General features: G+C 64.1%; 17 protein-coding genes. 7 read left to right on the forward strand and 10 right to left on the reverse strand.

Annotated features, from left to right (window positions below; translation table 11 throughout):
* Positions 1-171: 171 nt before the first annotated feature.
* Entirely contained in the window at positions 172-1047 is an 876-nt protein-coding gene (gene olsB / locus AC1DYC_RS16405; RefSeq protein ID WP_477408326.1) for a l-ornithine N(alpha)-acyltransferase, read from the forward strand.
* A 92-nt stretch (positions 1048-1139) separates the two neighbouring features.
* Here the strand turns inward: olsB and AC1DYC_RS16410 are convergent, their stop codons facing one another.
* The gene (locus AC1DYC_RS16410) at positions 1140-1778 is read right to left on the reverse strand and encodes a trimeric intracellular cation channel family protein (RefSeq protein WP_477287673.1); all 639 of its coding nucleotides are present in this window, start codon (positions 1776-1778) and stop codon (positions 1140-1142) included.
* A gap of 113 nt (positions 1779-1891) precedes the next feature.
* Entirely contained in the window at positions 1892-2521 is a 630-nt protein-coding gene (gene grpE / locus AC1DYC_RS16415) for a nucleotide exchange factor GrpE (RefSeq protein ID WP_477407879.1), read from the reverse strand.
* Between the two features lie 238 nt (positions 2522-2759).
* Here grpE and AC1DYC_RS16420 point away from each other — a divergent pair, with 238 nt between their 5' ends.
* Complete coding sequence (locus AC1DYC_RS16420; RefSeq protein WP_477407881.1) at positions 2760-2960, forward strand: hypothetical protein; 201 nt, start codon at positions 2760-2762, stop codon at positions 2958-2960.
* A gap of 84 nt (positions 2961-3044) precedes the next feature.
* Positions 3045-4067: a fatty acid desaturase gene (locus tag AC1DYC_RS16425; RefSeq protein WP_477407883.1), complete on the forward strand. Its 1023-nt coding sequence runs from the start codon at positions 3045-3047 to the stop codon at positions 4065-4067.
* Between the two features lie 47 nt (positions 4068-4114).
* Here AC1DYC_RS16425 and AC1DYC_RS16430 read toward each other — a convergent pair whose 3' ends face one another.
* The 7 genes from AC1DYC_RS16430 to cysG form a co-directional block, all read right to left on the reverse strand.
* The gene (locus AC1DYC_RS16430; RefSeq protein ID WP_142868981.1) at positions 4115-4735 is read right to left on the reverse strand and encodes a DJ-1/PfpI family protein; all 621 of its coding nucleotides are present in this window, start codon (positions 4733-4735) and stop codon (positions 4115-4117) included.
* 194 nt (positions 4736-4929) lie between these two features.
* Positions 4930-6537: a GMC family oxidoreductase gene (locus tag AC1DYC_RS16435; protein WP_477407885.1), complete on the reverse strand. Its 1608-nt coding sequence runs from the start codon at positions 6535-6537 to the stop codon at positions 4930-4932.
* A 96-nt stretch (positions 6538-6633) separates the two neighbouring features.
* Positions 6634-7167 (reverse strand): DUF934 domain-containing protein, encoded by a 534-nt coding sequence (locus tag AC1DYC_RS16440; protein WP_477407887.1) that lies wholly within the window; start codon positions 7165-7167, stop codon positions 6634-6636.
* A gap of 120 nt (positions 7168-7287) precedes the next feature.
* Positions 7288-8052, reverse strand: coding sequence for a phosphoadenylyl-sulfate reductase (locus AC1DYC_RS16445; RefSeq protein ID WP_477407889.1), 765 nt, complete (start codon positions 8050-8052; stop codon positions 7288-7290).
* Positions 8027-9697, reverse strand: coding sequence for a nitrite/sulfite reductase (locus tag AC1DYC_RS16450; RefSeq protein WP_477407891.1), 1671 nt, complete (start codon positions 9695-9697; stop codon positions 8027-8029). Before AC1DYC_RS16450 ends, AC1DYC_RS16445 begins: the two co-directional genes overlap by 26 nt.
* A 46-nt stretch (positions 9698-9743) precedes the next feature.
* A complete protein-coding gene (locus AC1DYC_RS16455; RefSeq protein ID WP_477407893.1) occupies positions 9744-10037 on the reverse strand; it encodes a DUF2849 domain-containing protein in 294 nt (97 codons plus the stop codon).
* Positions 10034-11485 (reverse strand): siroheme synthase CysG, encoded by a 1452-nt coding sequence (gene cysG, locus AC1DYC_RS16460; protein WP_477407895.1) that lies wholly within the window; start codon positions 11483-11485, stop codon positions 10034-10036. Before cysG ends, AC1DYC_RS16455 begins: the two co-directional genes overlap by 4 nt.
* On the opposite strand from cysG, the gene AC1DYC_RS16465 reads away from it, so the two are divergent.
* The 3 genes from AC1DYC_RS16465 (at position 11484) to AC1DYC_RS16475 (ending at position 14353) form a co-directional block, all read left to right on the forward strand.
* Positions 11484-11684, forward strand: coding sequence for a hypothetical protein (locus AC1DYC_RS16465; RefSeq protein ID WP_477407897.1), 201 nt, complete (start codon positions 11484-11486; stop codon positions 11682-11684). The two genes, cysG and AC1DYC_RS16465, sit on opposite strands and share 2 nt — an antisense overlap.
* 221 nt (positions 11685-11905) lie before the next feature.
* The gene (locus tag AC1DYC_RS16470) at positions 11906-12355 is read left to right on the forward strand and encodes a baeRF12 domain-containing protein (protein ID WP_477407899.1); all 450 of its coding nucleotides are present in this window, start codon (positions 11906-11908) and stop codon (positions 12353-12355) included.
* A gap of 207 nt (positions 12356-12562) precedes the next feature.
* Positions 12563-14353, forward strand: coding sequence for a cation:proton antiporter domain-containing protein (locus AC1DYC_RS16475; protein WP_477407901.1), 1791 nt, complete (start codon positions 12563-12565; stop codon positions 14351-14353).
* A gap of 55 nt (positions 14354-14408) precedes the next feature.
* On the opposite strand, the gene AC1DYC_RS16480 is transcribed toward AC1DYC_RS16475, so the two are convergent.
* Positions 14409-15215 carry an AraC family transcriptional regulator gene (locus tag AC1DYC_RS16480; RefSeq protein ID WP_477407903.1) on the reverse strand — a complete coding sequence of 269 codons (807 nt, stop codon included), beginning with the start codon at positions 15213-15215 and terminating at the stop codon, positions 14409-14411.
* Between the two features lie 106 nt (positions 15216-15321).
* On the opposite strand from AC1DYC_RS16480, the gene AC1DYC_RS16485 reads away from it, so the two are divergent.
* Entirely contained in the window at positions 15322-16239 is a 918-nt protein-coding gene (locus AC1DYC_RS16485; RefSeq protein ID WP_477407905.1) for a zinc-binding dehydrogenase, read from the forward strand.
* Positions 16240-16241: the final 2 nt, after the last annotated feature.

Raw genomic sequence — 16241 nt, forward strand, 5'->3', positions numbered from 1 at the left:
ACCTCGGCGTGCGTCTGTCATCACGTAAGGTAGCCGGTTGAGGGTTTTCGCCAGCCGACGAAGTATTGCCCGCAGCGCCGTATCACGGTACTGTCACAATCCTGTTGCACCTACACCGTATCCCCGTGCCAAGAGGGATGGCTCGAAGGAGAATCACTCGTGCATACAGTTATGCCGGAATGTGACACTCGGCCCAACGCAGGCGGCGCTTTGCTCGCCGCGCGTAACGCCGATGCCGTCGCAACAGGCGCTCCGCTGGGCCGGATCGGCAATCTCGAAGTGCGGCTTGCCCGCAACGAGGCCGAGATCGCTGCCGCGCAGGAAGTGCGCTACCGGGTATTTTATGACGAGCTTGGCGCCAGGAAAGACCTGTTCCAGGCGCAGGATCGGCGTGACGCCGACCGCTTCGACCCGCTCTGCGACCATCTGCTGGTGCTGGACACTTCGATCTCCGGCCCCGAGCACCGCCGCATCGTCGGCACCTATCGCCTGCTGCGGCAAGAGATCGCGGCGACCGCCGGCGGCTTCTATTCCGAAGGCGAATTCGAGCTGACCAAGCTCATCGCGCGCCATCCGGGCCAGCGCTTCCTCGAGCTCGGCCGCTCCTGTGTTCTTAAGGAATACCGCTCCAAGCGTACCATCGAGGCGCTGTGGCAAGGCATCTGGGCTTACATCAATCACTATGAAATCGGCGTGATGACCGGCTGCGCCTCATTCCACGGCACGGCGCCGGCGGCGCATGCCGAGGCGCTCACCTATCTTGCCCATCACTGCCGCACCAACTCGGCCTGGGATGTGCGGGCGGTCGCCGGACGCTATTGCTCGATGGATTTGATGCCGATCGAGGCGGTCAACGCCAAGGCGGCGATTGCGGCCATGCCGCCGCTGGTCAAGGGCTATCTGCGCGTCGGCGCCCGCATCGGCGACGGCTGCGTCATCGACCGCGAATTCTCGACCGTCGATGTGTTCGTGGTAATGCCGGTCAAGGAAATCGGCGCCCGCTACGTGAACTACTATGGCGGCGAAGCGCAGCGGTTTGCGGCGTAAGGCAGTAGGCAGTAGGCAGTAGGCAGTAGTGAAGGCTGCCGTGATTAATGCCTTCTCACTACTGACTATTCCCTACTCACTAATCCCCCTCCTTACGGAATATCCTCCGGACGCCTTCCCGGGCGGCTCTTGTAGGACGGAAACGTCCAGCCGAATTTGAGCGCACCGCCGCGCACCAGGAACGCCGCGACAAAACCAGCGAGATCAGAGGCAAGCGGCGGCAGTCCGGCAAGATCGCCAAGCGTATAAAGGCCGGCGCCCGCGAGCGCCGCGCTGACGTAGATTTCCGGCCTCAGCAGCACCGACGGCTCGCCGGCCAGCAGATCGCGCAGAATGCCGCCGAATGTGGCGGTCAGCACGCCCATGATGACGGCGACGACCGGGGAACCGGTGATCGCCAGCCCCTTGGCTGCGCCCATGACCGAGAAGGCCGCCAATCCGATCGCGTCGAGCCAGAGCAGCCATTTCCAGCGCGAGTCGAAGCGGTGGGCGATGAAGAAGACCAGCACCGCAACCGCCGCGCAGATCAGCACATAGCCGGAGTTGGCGACCCAGAAGACAGGCAGGTTGAGGATGACGTCGCGCAGCGTGCCCCCGCCGATCCCGGTGACGCTGGCCAGGAACAGGAAGCCGATAATGTCGAGCTGCTTGCGCGAAGCCGCAAGCGCCCCGGTGGCCGCGAACACGGCGACGCCGGCATAGTCGAGGAGGTCGATGGGTGTCAGGGACATGAGGTAGTAGGGATTGGGCAGTAGGGATTAGGAAATAGGGAAAGTATGAATAACACGAAGCCGCGCGATTGATATGCCTGCCTATTCCCTACTGCCTACTGCCTATTCCCTACTCACGCATCCCTCTCGGCCTCATCATTCACCGGACCCGGCTCGACCGGCGCTTCCGCGGCCGCGATCTTGGGGCCGCCCTTGGCGACGCCGACCATGGCTGGCCGCAGCACGCGCTCGCCGATCGAATAGCCCGGCTGCACGACCTGGACCACGGTGTTGGCGGGCACGTCGGGATTGGGCACCTCGAACATCGCCTGGTGGAAATTCGGGTCGAACTTCTCGCCTTCCGGCTCAAGCTTCTTGACCCCATGCCGTTCCAGCGTCGACAGCATGGCGCGCTCGGTGATCTCGACACCGTCGATCAGCGCCTTGAAGCCGGCGTCGCCGGCTGCCTTGGCCTCGGCCGGGATGGCGTCGAGGGCGCGGCGCAGATTGTCCGACACCGACAGCATGTCGCGGGCGAAATTGGCCACCGCATAGGCGCGCGCATCGTGCACGTCGCGGGCTGTGCGGCGACGCAGATTCTCCATTTCGGCCGCGACGCGCAGCGCGCGGTCCTTCAGCTCTTCATTTTCCTTCAGCAGCCGCACCAGCGCCTCATAGTCGCCGTCGATGCCGCCTTGCGTGCGCTCGGCCTCGGCCGTTTCGATATCCTCGGGCGCGCGTTCGTCTTTTGTCTGGTCGCTCATCGCCGTTTCCCGTCATTCGAATGGTTTGGATTTGCGCCCGATATCGAGGTTTGGCGGTCAAAAATCAAGGGGCAAGCGATGCCTGGAGCCATTCGGAGGACCTTGGCACGGATCGCGAAGTTCCTTCGAAATTAATTCAAATTTTACCGTGATTGGCGGCTTTGCTTGCCAATACCCCGCTATGGGGGAACCATTCCGTGGCCGGAGGAGTTTCGAAGCCAGCAAGGATTTTGGGACAATGACAGGCAACAACGGCAACAGGAGCGAAGAGCTCGCCGCCGATATCAGGCGCCAGTTCGGCTCTGAGGCAACGAAGCGCTTCCTGCGTAGCTTGCCGGCATTCCGCACCGAGGCCGACATTCCCGACCAATTTCGGGACCTGCTCGACCGTCTGGACGGCATAGAAGCCAGCGTGGCAGACGGCCAACGCCGGCAATAGCGACGCAATCGCGCGACAATTACGCGCAGTAATTTTGCGTGAGCTTTTCCTTGCGGCAACGGCAAGCCACGCCTATGCTTCCTGATGAACATGATTTCCCCCGAGACGGCCGCAAACAGCAAGCGCGCCTGGTTGAAGATTCTGGCGCGCTACAAGAAGCCCGACCGGCGGCGTAGCACCCTCGAACTCGCCATCACCCTCATTCCTTTCGTTACGCTCTGGGCGCTCTCTTCGGCCGCCTATTCCTACGGCCACTGGTGGGGCCTAGTCCTCATCCTTCCCGCCGCCGGCTTTCTGGTGCGGATCTTCATGATCCAGCACGATTGCGGCCACGGCTCCTTCTTCGCCAACCGCACCGCCGACGACTGGATCGGCCGTGCGCTGGGCGTGCTGACGCTGACGCCCTATGATTGCTGGCGGCGCGCCCATGCCGTGCACCATGCCAGCGCCGGCAACCTCGACGAGCGCGGCATGGGCGACATCCGCACGCTGACGGTTGCCGAGTACCGGCGCCTGTCATGGCGCGGGCGCCTGGCCTATCGTCTTTACCGCCATCCGCTGGTGATGTTCGGCCTCGGGCCGATCTGGCTGTTCATCTTCGAGCAGAGACTGCCGATCGGCATGATGCGCGGCGGCCTGACGCCCTGGGTATCGTCGATGACGACGAACCTCGCTATTGCGATTGCCGCAGCCCTGCTCATCTGGTGGATCGGCCCCGGCGCTTTCCTTGTCGTCCATCTGCCCATCGTTGTCCTCGCCGGTTCGGCCGGCATCTGGCTGTTCTACGTCCAGCACCAGTTCGAGGAGACGGAATGGGCGAAAGACGAAGAGTGGGAGTTCCAGCATGCCGCGCTGCACGGCTCGTCCTATTACGACCTGCCGCCGGTGCTGAACTGGTTCACCGGCAATATCGGCGTCCACCACGTCCACCATCTCTCGGCCAAGGTGCCGGGCTACCGGCTGCAGGAAGTGCTGCGCGATTATCCGGAACTGCGCGGCATCGGCCGCGTCACGCTGCTCGACAGCCTGCGCTGCGTCAAGCTGGCGCTATGGGACGAACAGCGCCGCAAGCTGATCTCGTTTCGCGAAGCGCGGGCCTTAGCCTAGAATAAACCGCCGCACCAAAGGCGCGGCGGCATCTTCCAAAAACCTGCTCAGGCGGCCTTGCGCTCGTCGCGCATCAGCGCCTTGCCGTCGCGGATCTCGGTGCCGAGCACCTTCAGGCACTCGCGCATGAAGGCGGCAAGGCCAGGCCAGCCCTTGGCAGACACCAGATTGCCGTCGACATGGGCGCCGGTCGGCGCGACATCGATGTAGATGCCTCCTGCCAGCGTCACTTCCGGCTCGCAATATTGCAGCGCCGCGACTTCCCGGCCGCGCACCACGCCGTCGACCGCGATCAGAATCTGCACACCATGGCAGATGGTGAAGATCGGCTTGCCGGTCTCGTGGAAATGCCTGACCAGTGCCTGCACCCTTTTGTCGATGCGGATATATTCGGGGCCGCGCCCGCCGGCGGCATAGACGGCATCATATTGCGCCGGATCGACCTCGGAAAACGTCTTGTTGAGGATGTAGTCGTGGCCGAGCTTTTCCGTATAGGTCTGGTGGCCCTCGAAATCGTGCAGCGAGGTCTTCAAGATGTCGCCGGCCTTCTTGTCGGGACAGACGACGTGAACCGTGTGGCCAACCGCATGCATGGCCTGTTCAAAGACGAAAATCTCATATTCCTCGCTGAACTCGCCAACGAGCATCAATATCTTCTTGCCTGCCATGCCGGTCTCCTCCCTTGCTGGCCTTTATTTCGGATCACGAAATAATGGCCCTATCCTAAGGGCAGGCTGGTGAAAGGAAAAGCCCAAATCGCACAATTGGTCTGACCAGATTGAGTTTTCTGGACGTAAGTTGGGCGACCCTTCAACGCATCCAGCGGGAAACGGCGAAGTTGGTCCGACCACCAAGCGGGAAATCAGGCAGCGGCCCTGATCATGTCAGCCGCCTTCTCGGCAATCATGATGGTCGGCGCATTGGTATTGCCGCCGATCAGCGTCGGCATCACCGAGGCATCGACGACACGCAGCCCCTGCAGCCCGCGCACCTTGAGCTCAGGATCGACGACGGCCATGGCATCGACACCCATCTTGCAGGTGCCGACCGGGTGATAGATCGTGTCGGCGCGGGCGCGGATGTGCGCCATCAACTCGGCATCGCTGGAAACGCCGGCGGTATAGATCTCCTTGTCGCGGTACTTCGCCAGTGCCGGCGCCTCCAATACGCCGCGCATCATCCTGACACCGTTGAGCAGCAGGGCACCGTCCCGTTCGTCGGATAAAAAGCGCGGATCTATGCGCGGCGGCGCCAGCGGGTCCGAGCTCGACAGCCCGACCTCGCCGCGCGAATGCGGTCTGAGCACGCAGACATGGCAGGAAAAGCCGTAGCCCAGATGCAGCTTGCGGCCATGATCGTCGACGATGGCGATGCAGAAATGCAGTTGCAGATCGGGCCTGTCGATCGCCGGATCGGATTTGAGGAAAGCACCGCCTTCCGCATAGGGCGTGGCGATCATGCCGATGCCGTTTCTGCGCCAGCGCAGCATATGCCTGAGCAGGGCGGGCAGACCGCGCAAACCGATGCCCATCAGATCCGTCTCGCGCGATTTCCAGGCCAGGATGAAATCGAGATGGTCCTGCAGGTTCTTGCCGACGCCGGGCAGTTCGTGGATGACCGGAATCCCGTGCATGGCAAGTTCGGCCGCCGGGCCGATGCCGGACAAAAGCAGGAGCTGCGGCGATCCGAAGGCGCCGCCGCAGACGATGACTTCGCGCCTGGCTTTCGCCACCGCTTCGCTGTTGCCCTTGCGATAGCGCACCCCGGTGGCGCGTTTGCTGTCGAGCACAATGCCGGTCGCATGCGCGGCGGTGATAACGGTCAGGTTCGGCCGGCTCATCGCCGGATGCAGATAGGCGGCGGCCGCCGAGCAGCGCTCGCCATTCCTGGCCCCGCCCCAAAACTGCGTGACCTGATAGAGCCCCGCCCCTTCCTGTTCCGGTCCATTGAAATCGTCGTTGCGGCGGATCTGGTTTTCGCCGCAGGCCTCGACAAAGGCTCGGGCGATCGGGCGCGGCTCCTGCTGTTCGCCGACCCTGAGCGGCCCGTCGCCGCCATGCAAGGCGTCCGCGCCGCGTTGATTGCCTTCGGCGCGGCGGAAATAGGGCAGAACCTCGTCCCACGACCAGCCCTGGCAGCCAAGGTCTGCCCATTCGTCGTAATCGCCGCGGTGCCCTCGCGTGTAAAGCATGGCGTTGATGGCGCTGGAGCCGCCAAGCGCCTTGCCGCGCGGCTGGTAACCTTTGCGGCCGCCGAGCCCTTGCTGCGGCACCGCCTGCAATCCCCAATTGTTGATCTTCGGCCGACCCGGCAGCAAAGCGATGATGCCTGCCGGCGCACGGATGAGCAGGTTCCTGCCCTCGCCACCGGCTTCGATCAGGCAGACGGTTTTCGACGCGTCTTCCGAAAGCCGTGCGGCAAGCGCGCAGCCGGCGGAGCCGCCGCCGGCGATGACATAGTCGAAATCCATGCCTTCCTCCCTGGCGTCCCGCGGATGTTTCCGTCGTGACAGCCAAGAGAAGGCTTGATTTCAGCCGATGTAAAGGCGGGTGGAATTGCCGCTGCGTCAGTTGTCCCGCAGCCGCCGCCAGGAGTATTTCGGCCCCTTCGGCTCCGACGCTTCGGTCGGCTGATAATACAGCCCCAGCCCGCCGACGCGGCCTTCTTCGAGCCGTTTCAGCAGCACCGGGTTGGAAATCTCGAACTCGTCGAAGCCGAGCCGCAGCATATGCGGCAACTGGTCGACAAGAACCTGCCCGGTGGCACGGACCGCGCCCTCGAAATGGTAGCGGCTGCGCAGCAGCTCGCCCTTGGAAAACGAGCGGCCATCGTTGAAGGCCGGGAAGGCCAGCGCCACCAGCGACAGCTGGTCGAGCAGATCGGCGATCTTTTCCAGCTGGTCGCCGGGCTGCAACGCAACGCCAAGGCGCTCCTTGGCCGAGCGGCGCACCTCTGGATCGAGGCCGAGAAACGCCTGCAGCGGCAGGATGAAGCGGCCATTGCCCGCCAGCGCGTCTGCGCTTTCGGCATGGCTCCACTCGTCCTCGCGAAAACCCGTCGGGGTCCAGAGCCGGGTCTCCGGTGTCGTCTGTTCAGTCATCGAGAATTCCTAAAACCCCAAAAAATCGAAAGTTCGCCGAAAGCCAGTCCAAACGAAATCGGCGGCCTCCGCGTGGAAGCCGCCGTTTGCAGGCCAGCCTCACCTGAATATCACCATAGCTTAAAGGGATGCGTCGGTCAGCGACTTCTCCAACCCGGAGAGGTGAATGCCGCACTCGGTCTTGGCATGACCGGCCCAGCGGCCGCTGCGCGCATCCTCGCCCGGCTGCACCGGCTGCGTGCACGGGAAGCAGCCGATCGACAGATAGCCGTAGGCAACCAGCGGGTTCTCGCGCAGCGCATGCGCCCGCATGTAGTCGGCCTGGTCGGATGTCGTCCAATGCGCCAGCGGGTTGATACGCACGCGCGGGCCGACTGCCTCGAACACCGGCAGTGCAGCCCGCGTCGAGGCCTGGAAGCGCTTGCGCCCGGTGAACCAGGCGCGGAAGGGCGCGACGCCGCGCGCCAGCGGCTCGACCTTGCGCACTTCGCAGCAGGCGTCGGTGTTGGTCTTGTGCAGATCGCCGGTCGGATCGATCCGTTCGAGCGCTGCTTCCTCGGGCTTGATCACCCTGATGTTGGTCAGCCCGAAATCGGCGGCGAGCGCGTCGCGATAACCGAGCGTCTCCTCGAAATGCTTGCCGGTGTCGAGGAAGATGACCGGCAGCGTGCGGTCGACCTCGGCGATCATGTGCAACAGCACCGCCGAATCCGCGCCGAAGGACGACACTGCCGCGATTTCGTCGTGAAACAGCTCGCGGGCCGCGCGTTCGATGATCTCAAGCGGCTTCAGATGTCCGTACAGCGCATCGAAGCCCGCCGCTTTCGCGGCGATGCTGTCATCGACATCGACTATACGGTCAAGCGGCCTTGGTTTCGCCAGCATAGAGCGCCTCCTTGAACGGCGCGGGACCGACACGGCGGTAGGCGTCGATGAATCTTTCACTGGGACTGAGCCGAAGGCCGAGATAGGTGTCGACGATCTGCTCGATGGCATCGGTGATCTCTTCCGAGGAGAAGCCACGGCCGATAATCTCGCCGACCGAGGTGTTCTCGTCGGCCGAGCCGCCGAGCGTCACCTGGTAGAGCTCGGAGCCTTTCTTCTCGACGCCGAGGATGCCGATATGGCCGACATGGTGGTGGCCGCAGGCATTGATGCAGCCGGAAATCTTCAGCTTCAATTCGCCGATCTCGCGCTGCCGCTCGAGCGAGGCGAAGCGAAGCGAAATCTCCTGCGCGATCGGGATCGAACGCGCTGTCGCCAGCGCGCAATAGTCGAGGCCGGGGCAGGAAATGATGTCGCTGATCAGGTTGGAATTGGCTGTCGCCAGCCCGATGTCGACCAGCGCGTCATAGACGGCCTTGAGATCAGCGCGCGCAACATGCGGCAGGATAAGGTTTTGCTCATGGCTGACGCGCAGCTCGTCGAAAGCGTATTTCTCGGCGATGTCGGCGACCGCCTCCATCTGGCTGTCGGTGGCGTCGCCCGGCACCTCGCCAATGCCCTTGAGCGAAATCGTCACCGCCGCATAGTCGGGATGGCGATGCGTCACGACATTCTGGTCGAGCCAGTCCGAGAAGCTCTTGGAATCGAGCCGCGCCAGCTTGATCGACGCGTCGCCTTCCGGCCGATCCACCAGCTGAGGCGGCGCGAAATAGGCGTCGATGGCGCGGATGTCGGCGTCCGGCAGCTTCAGCTCGGCGTCCTTCAATTCCTGCCACTCGGCCTCGACCTGGCGGGTGATTTCCTCGACGCCGCTCTCATGCACCAGGATCTTGATGCGCGCCTTGTACTTGTTGTCACGGCGGCCATAGAGGTTGTAAACGCGCAGGATCGCCGTGCAGTAGGACAGAAGGTCGGCCTCCGGCAGGAAATCGCGGATCTTCTTGGCCACCATCGGCGTACGGCCCTGGCCACCGCCGACATAGACGGCAAAGCCGAGCTCGCCGGCAGCGTTCTTCTTCAGATGCAGGCCGATGTCATGCGTCTGGATGGCGGCGCGGTCGCGCTCGGCCCCCGTCACCGCGATCTTGAACTTGCGCGGCAGGAACGAGAATTCGGGATGCACTGACGACCACTGCCGCAGGATCTCGGCATAGGGGCGCGGATCGGCAACTTCGTCGGCGGCGGCGCCGGCAAAGTGGTCGGCGGTGACGTTGCGGATGCAATTGCCGCTGGTCTGGATGGCGTGCATCTCGACGCTGGCGAGATCGGCCAGGATCGCCGGAATATCCGACAGCGCCGGCCAGTTGAACTGGATGTTCTGGCGCGTGGTGAAATGGCCGTAGCCCTTGTCGTATTTGCGGGCAATGTGGCCGAGCATGCGCAGCTGCTTGCCGTTCAGCGTGCCATAAGGCACCGCAATACGCAGCATATAGGCGTGCAGCTGCAGATAGACGCCGTTCATCAGCCTGAGGGGCCGGAACTGCTCCTCGGTGATTTCGCCGGACAGCCGGCGCTCGACCTGGTCGCTGAACTCGGCGACACGAGCCTGGACAAAATCGTGATCGAACTCATCGTAACGGTACATGCTTCGTCTTTCAGGGCGCGTCCGCCCGTTTCACTCAAAATCCTGGCTACGCCGCCCGCTCGGCCTGCTTGCCCAGATCGTTGCGGATGGTCGGGCCGGCGGCGCGGATCTTTTCGCGCAACCGCACCGGCTCGACGACGCCATTGACGACCTCAGCGTCGATCAAGTTAACGTCGACCACTTCATTGTCGGCATAGCCCTTGGCGCCGATCGCTTCCAGCCGATCCTCGGCCGCCTTGTCATGGGCGAGATCGGCGTGGTCCACCGTCTCGGCCCAGCCGCCATCGGCGTACCAGACGGCGATGCCGTCGGTGAGACGGTTGGCGGTCAGTATCTTCATTGTTCGACCTCTGCGGCAGCCGCGTTGGCGGCGCCCTCATGACTATGTGCCGCGAGCGGCTCGGAACGTTCAAAGTTGGCGCCGGCAACCGCATCGCCGATGATGGTCATCACAGGACCGGTCAGATCGGCGCGCGCCTCAAGCGACGGCAAATCGGCCAGCGTGCCGTGGAAACGGCGGCGATTTTGCAGGCTGGCATTCTCGACCACGGCCACCGCCGTGTCCGGCGACAGGCCAGCCTCGATCAGCCTTCCCGCAACCTCTGCCGCGACCGAGCGGCCCATATAGACGGCGACGGTGGCGCCGGAGATGGCGAGCTTGGCCCAATCGGGCAGCGAATTGCCCTTGAGATCATGGCCGGTGGTGAACACCATCGACGACGAGACGCCGCGCAGCGTCAGCGGCAGTTCGAAATCGGCGGCAGCGGCGAAAGCAGCGGTGACGCCGGGAACGACGTCATAGGCGATGCCGGCATCGCGCAGTGCCGCCATCTCCTCGCCGGCGCGGCCGAACACCAGCGGGTCGCCCGACTTCAGCCGCACGACACGCTTGCCCTGCCCGCCAAGCTCGACCAGCAGCGCATTGATCTCGGCCTGGCTCTTGGTGTGGCAGCCCTTGCGTTTTCCCACCGGCAGCCGCTCGGCGTCGCGACGGCCCATGGCGACGATCGCCTCCGGCACCAGCGCGTCATAGACAATGACATCGGCTTCCATCAAAAGCCGATGCGCGCGCAGCGTCAAAAGATCCTCAGCGCCGGGGCCGGCGCCGACCAGGGCGATATGGCCCGAAGCCGGAGCCTTCGACAGCAACAGGTCGACGGCGGCGTCATGCGCCTGCGAAAGCTCGCCGGCCTCGACGGCACGGGCCGGCGCGCCCTGGAAAAAACTCCCCCAGAACTGGCGGCGGGCATTGCCTTTCGGCAGCAGCTTTTCGGCTGCACCGCGAAACGAAGCGGCAAGCGTTGCCAGCGGCCCGAGCGACGGCGCCAGCATGCGGTCGATGCGGCTGCGCAGCATCTGCGCCAGCACGGGCCCAGCACCCTCGGTGCCGATGGCGATGGCGACCGGTGCACGGTTGACCAGCGCCGGGGTGAAGAAATCACAGAGCTCCGGCCGGTCGACGGCATTGACCGGAATGCCAAGGCGGCGTGCGTCCTCGGCCACGCGGCGATCGAGCGCCTCGTCACCGCTGGCGGCAAACACCATGACCGCGCCTTCGAGATGCGCGGCATCGTAGGGGGCAGCAATATGGGTGGCGCCGGTCGCGGCGATGAAGCTCAACAGTTCGGCGTCGGCAGCATCAGCGACGATGCGCAGCGTCGCGCTCGACTGATCGAGCAGCCGCGCCTTGGCCAAAGCCTCGCCGCCGCCGCCGACGATGGCCACGGCTTCGCCTTCGACCCGCAGGAAGACGGGGAAAGCGTTGAGCTTGGGATTGGCCTGCGGCATGACGAACAGATTCCGGAACAAGGTGGCAGTTTTACGCGCGGGCGTGAAAAAGCTGAAGGAACCCACTCGCGCATCGCCTGACGGGAGGCAATCGGTTTTTCGCAAGCCAGAAGGCCAAGAGAAAAATATTCCATATCCGCACATCGAGCGGATTCAAGCCGCTGCCGCAGGCCTTGTTCTGCGGCTCTTTTATCCCTGAGTTGTCCGAGCCGCAAAATTGTTTTTTCTAAATTCTACCAATTTAGTAGATTAAAGCCGTCGGTGGTACAGCCCTTCGCTGAGGCCGTTGAGTTGCCGCAGACAGGGGCAGGTGCTGGCCCCCCGTCGAACAGTGGAACGTTCCCGCTCCGCCGTGCGTTCTGACCCTGCCGAAGCAGACAATCGTCGGCTGGATTTGAAACCTTCAAGCAGGAGCGCGCAATGAACAAGATCAACCTGAAACACGGCCTTCTGGTCATGGTGGCCGATGGCGAGAAAGCGCTGTTCCTCAAGAATGAGGGCGACAATCTCTACCCGAACCTGCAGCTCTTCCAGGAGATGAACCAGGACAATCCGGCGACGCGCGAGCAAGGCAGCGATAGCCCCGGCCGCTACAATGACGGCGCATCCGGCAACCGCAGCACGGGCGAGGATACCGACTGGCACCGGCAGGGCAAGGAACGCTTCGCCGAGGAGATCGCCGACCGACTTTACAAGTTCGCCCATAACGGCATCTTCGACAACATCGTGCTGATTGCGCCACCACTGGTGCTCGGCACGATGCGCAAGAAATTGCACAAGGAAGTCACCGACAAGGTGCAGGCCGAGATACCAAAGACATTGACCAACCATGCCGTGATCGACATCGAGGCCATGCTGCAAGCGGCCTGACACCCAGCCGGGTTGCCCATCCGACATCCGCTATCAGGCGCGCGCAGCGGTTCTGCTGCGCGCGCCCTTGGTTTTTCAGCACCTCTGGCCAGCAATTTCCGGCTTGCGGGTTGCATCGCCGGCGCACCCTCCACCATATTGGAAAAGGCGGCGGCTTCGGGCGGCGCACACCCGACATCACGGTTCTTGAAAGGCGCTCCATAGACAATGCCGCATGACACGCCCCTTATCGCCACCATCGTCGCCGGTCTGGGGCTGGCATTCATCTTCGGGGCGCTCGCCAACCGTTTTCGCATCCCGCCGCTGGTCGGCTATCTCGTCGCCGGCGTGCTGGTCGGGCCGAACACGCCAGGCTTCGTCGCCGATGCGGGCCTTGCCAATGAGCTGGCCGAAATCGGCGTCATCCTGCTCATGTTCGGCGTCGGCCTGCATTTCTCGCTGAAGGACCTGCTGTCGGTCCGCGCCATCGCCGTGCCCGGCGCCATCGTCCAGATCGGCTTTGCCACAGCGCTCGGAGCCGGCCTTGCCTGGATGCTCGGCTGGTCGATGGGCGCCGGCCTGGTCTTCGGCCTGGCGCTCTCCGTCGCGTCCACCGTGGTGCTGTTGCGCGCGCTTCAGGAGCGGCGGCTGATCGAGACCGAGCGCGGCCGCATCGCCGTCGGCTGGCTGATCGTCGAGGATCTGGCCATGGTGCTGGCGCTGGTGCTGCTGCCCGCGCTTGCCGGCGTGCTCGGCGGCCAGCCGCAGGTCGATGATCATGCGAGCCTTTTGTCGCTGCCGACGAGCTACGGCATCTGGGGTGTCGTCGGCCTCACGCTGGCCAAGGTCGTCGCCTTCGTCGTCGTCATGCTGGTTGTCGGCCGCCGGGTCATTCCGTGGATCCTGCACTATGTCGCCCATACCGGCTCGCGCGAGCTGTTCCGGCTGGCGGTGCTGGCGATCGCGCTTGGCGTCGCTTTCGGCGCGGCCAAGCTGTTCGGTGTTTCGCTGGCGCTCGGCGCCTTCTTCGCCGGCATGATCATGAGCGAATCCGAGCTCAGCCACCGCGCGGCGGAAGAATCGCTGCCGCTGCGCGACGCCTTCTCGGTGCTGTTCTTCGTGTCGGTCGGCATGCTGTTCGACCCGTTCAGCCTGATGAGCAATGGCTGGCCGATCCTGGCGACGCTGGCCATCATCGTCATCGGCAAGTCGCTGGCCGCCTTCGTCATCGTCATCGCCTTCCGCTATCCGCTGGCGACCGCCTTGATGATCTCGGCCAGCCTCGCCCAGATCGGCGAATTCTCCTTCATCCTGGCCGAACTCGGCGTCGGGCTGAAACTGTTGCCCGAACAGGGCCGCGACCTGATCCTGGCCGGCGCCATCTTGTCGATTCTCGTCAATCCGTTGATGTTTTTGGCCCTCGACTGGATGAAGCCATGGCTGGACGCGCGCAGCGCCAAGGCAGCGCCAGCGGAAGAGGCAAAACCGGTCGACCCGGCGACACAGCCGGGACAAGTTGCCTCGGTGGCCGCCGCGGCCAGAGAGGATGGCCCGCCACCGCACACGACGCTTTCCGGCCACACCATCCTGATCGGCTACGGCCGCGTCGGCAGCCTGGTGGGTGCCGCGCTGAAAGCGGCATCGCTGCCCTTCCTGGTCATCGAGGACGCGGACAAGACACTGGCGAGGCTGAGAGACGACGGCGTCGAAACCGTCTCCGGCAATGCCGCCAATGCCGGCGTATTTGCCGCCGCCAATCCGCAGGGCGCCAAACGATTGATCCTTGCCATCCCCAACGCCTTTGAGGCCGGGCAGATCGTGCTCAGGGCACGCGCCGCCAATCCCGGCATCAACGTCATCGCACGTGCCCATTCCGACGCCGAGGTCGAGCATCTCAAGGGGCTCGGCGCCGACACCGTTATTATGGGCGAACGCGAGATAGCCCGCGGCATTGTGGAAGAGGTGATGGGGCAAAGGCCAATGCCACGACCCGAAGCCGTTGAACCCTCTCCGGCCTGAGGCTGCTTAACCGAGCCGATACTGCAGAGCGCCGCTGTAGGCGCAGGCGCTTTGATCACGCCACGAAGGCAGGGCCGCCATTCTGCGCGACGCTCGCGAGATATTTTGCCGGCGGCTTGCCTAGCGCCTTCTTGAACATGGTGATGAAAGCCGTCACCGATTCATAGCCGAGATCGCCCGAGACCCGCTGCACGCTGGCACCCGAGGCCAGCTCGCGTATGGCGACGATCAAGTGCAATTGCTGGCGCCAGCGGCCGAAGCTCAAGCCGGTCTCCTTCACCACCAGACGGGCAAGACTGCTCTCCGAGAGCGCGAGGCGATTGGCCCACTCCGCCAGCGTGCTGCGGTCGGCTGGGTCCTCAGCCAGTGCCTCGGCGATCCGCCGCAGGCGCGGCTCGGCGGAGATCGGCAGATGCAGCTGCCGGACCGGCATATCAGGCAGTTCGGCAAGCAGGACGCTTCCCAGGAAGGCGCACCGTGCATCGTCCGGCGCGCAGTCTGACAGCTCGATGATCAGTTCGCGCAGCAGCGGCGAGATCGACAGCGTGCAGCAGCGGTCCGGCAGGTCGGCAGCGCCCGGCTCGACATAGACGAAGAAAATCCGCGCATTGGCGGTGGCGATGTTGCTGTGTTCCATACCGCCGGGAATCCACACCCCGCAATGCGGTGGCACCATCCACAGGCCGCTTGGGACGCGGCATGTGACGCCACCGCCGAGCGCGAAGACGAGCTGTCCCTTGCGATGCCAATGGGCGGCGACTTCCGCTTTGGTTTCGGTGACGTCGACGCGCACCGCAATCGCCGGCGCGAGCACATCATCGACATCGAAATTAACCCAGGGGTAGCGAAGAGGCTGTCTCACGATTGACGACTTTTAGCGACTATTCGTCATGATAGCTAAATTCTTTAGTCGGGGAAGTCGATAGGTTGGTTGTGGCTAGCGTCCACAAACCAGCAGGAAAGTTCCCATGCGCGCCCTCGTCATGTCTCCCGACAGCACCACCGGGCTCAGGCTCACCGAGGTCGAGGACCCTCGGCCCCTCGCCAACGAAGCGCTTGTCTCGGTCCATGCGACCTCGTTGAACCGCGGCGAATTGCGTCTGCTCGCTATACGCTCGGAGGGCTGGATACCTGGTCAGGACGTCGTCGGCATTGTCGAACAGGCAGCTGCCGATGGCTCCGGGCCAGCCGTGGGCGCCCGGGTTGTGGCTTTGGTCGACGAGGCGGGCTGGGCCGAACATGTCGGCGTTCCAACCGACCGTCTCGCCGTCATCCCGGACAAGGTCAGCTTCGTTTCCGCCGCCACGCTTCCGGTCGCCGGCACGACGGCGCTGAGAGTCTTGCGCCATGGCGGCGACCTCGCGGGGCAGCAGGTGCTGATCACCGGCGCCAGCGGTGCGGTCGGCCGTTTTCAGATCCAGATCGCCCGCGAGCAAGGCGCCGCCGTGACGGCAATAGCCGCCGCCCGGCACGCCGAGGATCTTCGCGGCCTTGGAGCTCAGGAGGTGGTCGAGTCGATCGAATTGGCCAAGGGGCCGTTCTCGCTGATCGCCGAGTCCGTCGGGGGCCAAAGCCTCGCTTATGCCATCGAACGCGTCGCGCCGGGCGGCACCATCGTCATGTTCGGCTCGAGCAGCGGCGAACTGACGCCGGTCGGTTTCAGACAGTTCGTTCCCGGCCACGAGGGCGCGCGGCTCCAGACCTTCGCCTACTACACGTCCGGTCCAGCCATTGGCGCCGATATCGCCTCGCTGCTCGCTCTGTTCGCAGCTGGCCGGCTGGAAACCCGCGTATCCCTGACCCTGCCTTGGACAGACATAGCGCAAGCGCTGGACGCCCTGCGACAGCGCAGCTTCAGCGGCAAGGCCGTTCTCACCGTAGTCTGAAG

It is taken from the genome of Mesorhizobium sp. P2_E7, from assembly GCF_056403855.1.

What these genes read in the sequence shown, in the direction of transcription:
- AC1DYC_RS16435 (WP_477407885.1), bottom strand. Translation starts at nt 6,537, where the DNA reads ATGGATTTCGACTATGTCATCGCCGGCGGCGGCTCCGCCGGCTGCGCG.
- AC1DYC_RS16450 (WP_477407891.1), bottom strand. Translation starts at nt 9,697, where the DNA reads ATGTACCGTTACGATGAGTTCGATCACGATTTTGTCCAGGCTCGTGTC.
- olsB (WP_477408326.1), top strand. Translation starts at nt 172, where the DNA reads ATGCCGGAATGTGACACTCGGCCCAACGCAGGCGGCGCTTTGCTCGCC.
- AC1DYC_RS16425 (WP_477407883.1), top strand. Translation starts at nt 3,045, where the DNA reads ATGAACATGATTTCCCCCGAGACGGCCGCAAACAGCAAGCGCGCCTGG.
- AC1DYC_RS16485 (WP_477407905.1), top strand. Translation starts at nt 15,322, where the DNA reads ATGCGCGCCCTCGTCATGTCTCCCGACAGCACCACCGGGCTCAGGCTC.
- AC1DYC_RS16410 (WP_477287673.1), bottom strand. Translation starts at nt 1,778, where the DNA reads ATGTCCCTGACACCCATCGACCTCCTCGACTATGCCGGCGTCGCCGTG.
- AC1DYC_RS16455 (WP_477407893.1), bottom strand. Translation starts at nt 10,037, where the DNA reads ATGAAGATACTGACCGCCAACCGTCTCACCGACGGCATCGCCGTCTGG.
- AC1DYC_RS16440 (WP_477407887.1), bottom strand. Translation starts at nt 7,167, where the DNA reads ATGACTGAACAGACGACACCGGAGACCCGGCTCTGGACCCCGACGGGT.
- cysG (WP_477407895.1), bottom strand. Translation starts at nt 11,485, where the DNA reads ATGCCGCAGGCCAATCCCAAGCTCAACGCTTTCCCCGTCTTCCTGCGG.
- AC1DYC_RS16465 (WP_477407897.1), top strand. Translation starts at nt 11,484, where the DNA reads ATGACGAACAGATTCCGGAACAAGGTGGCAGTTTTACGCGCGGGCGTG.
- AC1DYC_RS16430 (WP_142868981.1), bottom strand. Translation starts at nt 4,735, where the DNA reads ATGGCAGGCAAGAAGATATTGATGCTCGTTGGCGAGTTCAGCGAGGAA.
- AC1DYC_RS16470 (WP_477407899.1), top strand. Translation starts at nt 11,906, where the DNA reads ATGAACAAGATCAACCTGAAACACGGCCTTCTGGTCATGGTGGCCGAT.
- grpE (WP_477407879.1), bottom strand. Translation starts at nt 2,521, where the DNA reads ATGAGCGACCAGACAAAAGACGAACGCGCGCCCGAGGATATCGAAACG.
- AC1DYC_RS16420 (WP_477407881.1), top strand. Translation starts at nt 2,760, where the DNA reads ATGACAGGCAACAACGGCAACAGGAGCGAAGAGCTCGCCGCCGATATC.
- AC1DYC_RS16445 (WP_477407889.1), bottom strand. Translation starts at nt 8,052, where the DNA reads ATGCTGGCGAAACCAAGGCCGCTTGACCGTATAGTCGATGTCGATGAC.
- AC1DYC_RS16475 (WP_477407901.1), top strand. Translation starts at nt 12,563, where the DNA reads ATGCCGCATGACACGCCCCTTATCGCCACCATCGTCGCCGGTCTGGGG.